Consider the following 4,703-nt stretch of genomic DNA (forward strand, 5'->3'; position numbering starts at 1 on the left):
AATACGCGCTCAACCCCCAGCCCGCCGACATGACCAACGTGACGAAAAACCCCGGCCTGCCGGGCGTGTACAAGCTGGGTGGGTACTACGACACGGCCAAATTCCCCGATTACCGCTACAACCGCAATGGCGGCTCGCTGGGTGCGGCATCGGTCAACCCCAACAGCACCCAGAGCGACCTGACGCCACGGTGGGACCGGGGCAACTGGATGGTCTATGGCATCATTGACCAGATGATCTGGCGGCCCTCGCTCACGTCACCACGCTCGGTGGGCGTGTTCGCGCGTGCGACCGGCAATGGCGGCGACCGCAACCTGATCAGCTTCGCCATTGACGCAGGTATCAACCTCAAGGCCCCGTTCAGGGGGCGTGACAATGATACGGTCGGTCTGGGCTGGGGGATCGGCCGCGCCAGTTCGGGCCAGCGCCAGTTCGACCGTGACAGCGGCACCATGGTGCAGGGCAATGAAAACCACCTTGAACTGACCTATCAGGCGCAGGTCACGCCATGGATGGTGATGCAGCCGGACTTCCAGTACGTCTGGCATCCCTCCGGCGGGGTCTATGACTGGACGACCTCCCGCCGCGTGGGCAACGAAGCCGTCTTTGGCCTGCATAGCAGCCTGACATTCTGACCTGCGGCAGTCACCTCAACCATCGGGGGTATGGATCATGCCCCCGATGGCCCTCGCCTGCCCCGCCGCCTCTTTTCCAGCGACAATACGGGATCAGTCACGCACCCCGTGGTCCATAAGCGGTGTTACATCCAGATGGGTGAATGTGGCGCTGCCCCCCTCGGCAAAGGCAATGACATGATCCGCGCCGGATGGTGGGAAAATCAGGTCCGTGATTACGACCGATCCCTCAAGTGACAGGACCTCGACCGAATTGCGGTCCACGATCACATGCACCGACAGGCTCCGCGCGGGCGGCATGTTGACGATATGCTCCCGACTGAAACGCGGGGAGAAATCCGTCCGCCCGGAATGGGACCGGTCCACTGACAGTGTATGACGGTCGAAATCATAGGCAATACGCGTGCCCGTTCCGTCATCGGGCGATGCGCGGACGATGAGGCCCGCGCTACGTGCGCCATTCCCCTGTATTTCAAAATGGATGTCCAGCACATCACCGCGAGCAGCATCGGGAAGTACCTTCTGCCCTGATGCAAGCTGAAACGCGCCGGGAGAATATGATTTCCGGCTGGCCACCAGCGCGGTGTAATGCGCATCTGGCGCAAAGCAGAGCCGGGGGCGATTATTGATGGTTTTCAGCCCGAGTGTCATAGGCAGGGTCATCTGGCCCTTCCACGGTTCGGTGGGAACCGTGTTGGCGTAATCCCAGTTGTTCATCCACCCGATTGTAAGCGGCGTCGCGGCCGGGCCGCCCGAAAACAGTATGGCCGCATAATGGTCCGCCCCGTGGTCGGCCCAGTCATATGCCGCCGGGTCGGAACCATCGGGCGGCAGGTTTTCCGCATGGAATGTCCGGCCATCGAATGAACCCACGAAATAGGTGGTCCCTGACCCGCCTGCTATGCTCCATGGGTTCACGCCAATCATCATGACCCATTTCTGCCGTGAGGCATCACCATCCAGCGGCAGGGGGAACAGGCTGGGCATTTCCCACAGCATGCCGGGCCGGGTGAAACCGGCGGGGCCAAAATCGCTCAGGAATGTCCAGTCGATCAGGTTGTCCGATCTGTACAGCTTGACCACAGGCGCATCCGCCACAACCGTTGTCATGACCCAGTAATGCCCCGGTTCATACCAGCTTACCGCCGGGTCACGAAAATGCATCGAGTCAGGGGAAAGGGTCAGGACAGGGTCCTTATGATATGCCTGCCACGTAAAACCGCCATCAAGGCTGTAGGCCAGTGACTGGGCCTGAATACCGGCCGAATGGCTGCTGCCTTCCTTGAATACACTGGTGTACAGCGCCACCAGTGCCGGTTTGTCCGCTGTGCCCAGACCGGATGTATTATTGCGGTCAACAACCACCGAACCGGAGAAAATATCCCTGTCATGGCTGAAGGGCATGGCCACAGCATGTTCCTGCCAGTGCAGCAGGTCCGTGCTGGTGGCATGCCCCCAGGACATGTTGCCCCATTCGGACGCCATGGGGTTATACTGATAGAAAATATGATAGACCCCATTGTAAAAAACGGGACCGTTGGGGTCATTCATCCAGTATTTATGCGGTGTATAATGTAATTCCGGGCGCCACTGGGGTGTCGCGGCCTGTGTGGCGCCGTCTTCCTGCGCTGCCATGGCTGGACCCGTCATTGCAGCGCAGAAAAGAGACATTCCAATCACCCACTTCTTTATCAATGGCGTACCCGATCATTGTAAAAACATCATTGCCCCACCGAGGCAAGGGCCACAAGGGGATTGCTCACGGTGGTATCACCACCCGAACGCAGGTCCTGCAGGAAGGCAACGAGATCTATGTTGGCCCGGTTCGCGGGAATGTCACCATACCCACCCAGACCATTCTGCCCGTAGGCAAGGTTGATCGCGCTGTCCTGACCGCTGATATTGATCTGGACGGTTGGCGCAAGCGCGCCGCCACGGCGGTTTTCCACCGTATCAATAAACGATTCAACCAGCCCGCCCGGCATTACGTAATGCGAGTACGACTGGAATGCGCGCGGGTTCTGCAGCGGGTTGGGGTCGAAATCCGAGCCCGCCGCCTGGTTCAGGTCGGTCGGGTTGCCCAGAACAAGCCCGCTGCCCCAGTTCATTGGCTTGAAATCACTGCGCACGCCATTGCCCACGAAGCCATAGACGCCATCCGGCCCGTCAATCCCGGCGGCAAAGGTCGTACGATGGCTTATGGTAAAGAGGTAATACTTGCCATCCTTGATATAGACCTGCGGGCGCTCGGTCTGGTCATTGACGCAGTTGCCCGAAATAAGCGGCGGAAGGAAACGCCACTTGGTCAACGACTTGTTCAGCGCCACGGCAAGGCCGATATTAGCCTTCTGGTACGTGGCACCCGAGTTCAGGACATCATCAAGGTTTTCGGCATAGGGATCGCCCGAACGGTAGCCCAGATCGGCCGCCGTGCAGTCGCGCGCGCCACGCTCACCCGCCGTATTCCCCTCAAACACCATGAAGGTGTAGCCGGGATGCGCCGGGTCTTCAAATGTAAACGGGTCGCGGAAGGAATAGAATTCGTTCTGCTGGCCTGTCTGGTAATATACCCCATCGGGCTGAAGTAATGGTTTGTGGTCATTGAAACCGCTGAACCATACATGCCGCAGGTCGGAATGGATCGTGCCGTTTGCTTTTGAAATAATGGCGACGGGAGGCGAAATATTGGTTCCATCCGCCGTGCGGTTGAAGCCCAGCGCCGTATAGAACACGGTTACATGGTTATCACCCGCGCGCACAAGCCGGGTCGAGCCGGACCATTCCGCGCTTTCTGTCAGGGTTGTGGAGCCGAACACCTTGGCGCTGGCCCCATCGGGGAACAGGTGGCCACCATAGATCCACCCGCCATTACGGGGCCTACGTGACGCCGGGATTCCGGCGCGGCGGTAGAAAAACCCGATACGGGCATGCACATGCCGGTCATCGAAGGTGTAGCCCGCATTGGGGTCGGCCGTGAGCGAGAAGATGACTTCCCACCCGTTATAGCTGAACTGGTTGGCCTGGGCGTCAATCAGTGTCCATGTATCCCAGATCCATACATCGGGGTTGGTCTGGGGGAAATCGGCCGGAATATCGGGCATTGTAAGCCGCGCGGGCAGTGAGTTGCCGCCGGTGGGGTTGGTCAGGCTGGAGCGCGCCTTGATCTGCCGCGCATCGGCCCGGGTCCAGCGCGACGTGAATGAATCAAAGGGGCTGTAGGCCTGCTGGGTATGTATTGTGGGCCGGGGATAACCCGGAACGCCCCCGCTGCTTTGCGCCCGTGCGGCGGGCATGCCGCCAAGCATGCCGGCGGACAGCATGCCCGCCCCCAGCAAAAGCCATTGCGACGTGCGGAAACGGTATGTCTTTTTTCTGGGCGTACCCAGACTTTTATTTGTAAGTTCCATTTTGCGTCCTCCGGCATCGCACACGTCCTGCCTTCGGACACTCTGCCGAAACGCAGGCCTATGGATCCGACATTACTTTTGAAAACACGCTGTATTTCTCAGAATTCATTCGTCATCAGCAATAGATGAAGCATTCATCGCGCTTTCTGCGCCATTTTGACGGAAGGTGTCATATTCCGTCACGATGTCTTGGGCACCAGATAGCGCTCGCTGCTCGAACGGAGGGATATCTGCCAAGTTTCTTTATAGTAAAAATATTTTTCATAATTACAGGGACAGTATTGCCGCTCAGTAATCTTCCGGATGGTTCCATTGCAGGATTCCCGTAGTAAAACCGCCACCATCCACCGGCTGTGTCATTACCACCGCATGGCGCCGCGCACGCGCGCCCGACATGTCGGTAACGATAACATCCACCCCCACGATCGTCTGGCTCCGCCCCCCGTCATCGGGCGTGGGGGTCTGGCCCGCCATGGCAAGGGCCTGCCGTACAACCGGCCCGGCAAGCAATGCTACGGGGTCGGCATCCCAGTACACACTCAGTTCAGGCAGGACCTGCGTTACAAGGGCTGGCTGTTGATTTTCACTGAGAACTGACCCGGGTTTTTCATCAGGAATTGACCCAGCCAGATGCTATTTCAGGCATAGTCGGGCGGGCGGT

4 protein-coding genes are annotated in these 4,703 nt (G+C 58.9%); 1 reads left to right on the top strand and 3 read right to left on the bottom strand.

The window, feature by feature from the left end:
- Window positions 1-635 (top strand): carbohydrate porin (locus tag DY926_RS15655; protein WP_148707823.1); only part of this gene is annotated, 635 nt, incomplete at its 5' end.
- A gap of 93 nt (window positions 636-728) precedes the next feature.
- Here DY926_RS15655 and DY926_RS15660 read toward each other — a convergent pair.
- The 3 genes from DY926_RS15660 to DY926_RS15670 all read right to left on the bottom strand — a co-directional run bounded on the left by DY926_RS15660 (window position 729) and on the right by DY926_RS15670 (window position 4,579).
- Entirely contained in the window at window positions 729-2,270 is a 1,542-nt protein-coding gene (locus tag DY926_RS15660; RefSeq protein ID WP_116704209.1) for a glycoside hydrolase family 32 protein, read from the bottom strand.
- A gap of 86 nt (window positions 2,271-2,356) precedes the next feature.
- A complete protein-coding gene (locus tag DY926_RS15665; RefSeq protein WP_116704210.1) occupies window positions 2,357-4,042 on the bottom strand; it encodes a glycoside hydrolase family 68 protein in 1,686 nt (561 codons plus the stop codon).
- Between the two features lie 288 nt (window positions 4,043-4,330).
- A complete protein-coding gene (locus DY926_RS15670; RefSeq protein WP_148707824.1) occupies window positions 4,331-4,579 on the bottom strand; it encodes a hypothetical protein in 249 nt (82 codons plus the stop codon).
- Window positions 4,580-4,703 lie beyond the last annotated feature (124 nt).

Origin of the sequence: Komagataeibacter melaceti (assembly GCF_003403295.1) — a bacterium.
Taxonomy (GTDB): Bacteria; Pseudomonadota; Alphaproteobacteria; order Acetobacterales; family Acetobacteraceae; genus Komagataeibacter; species Komagataeibacter melaceti.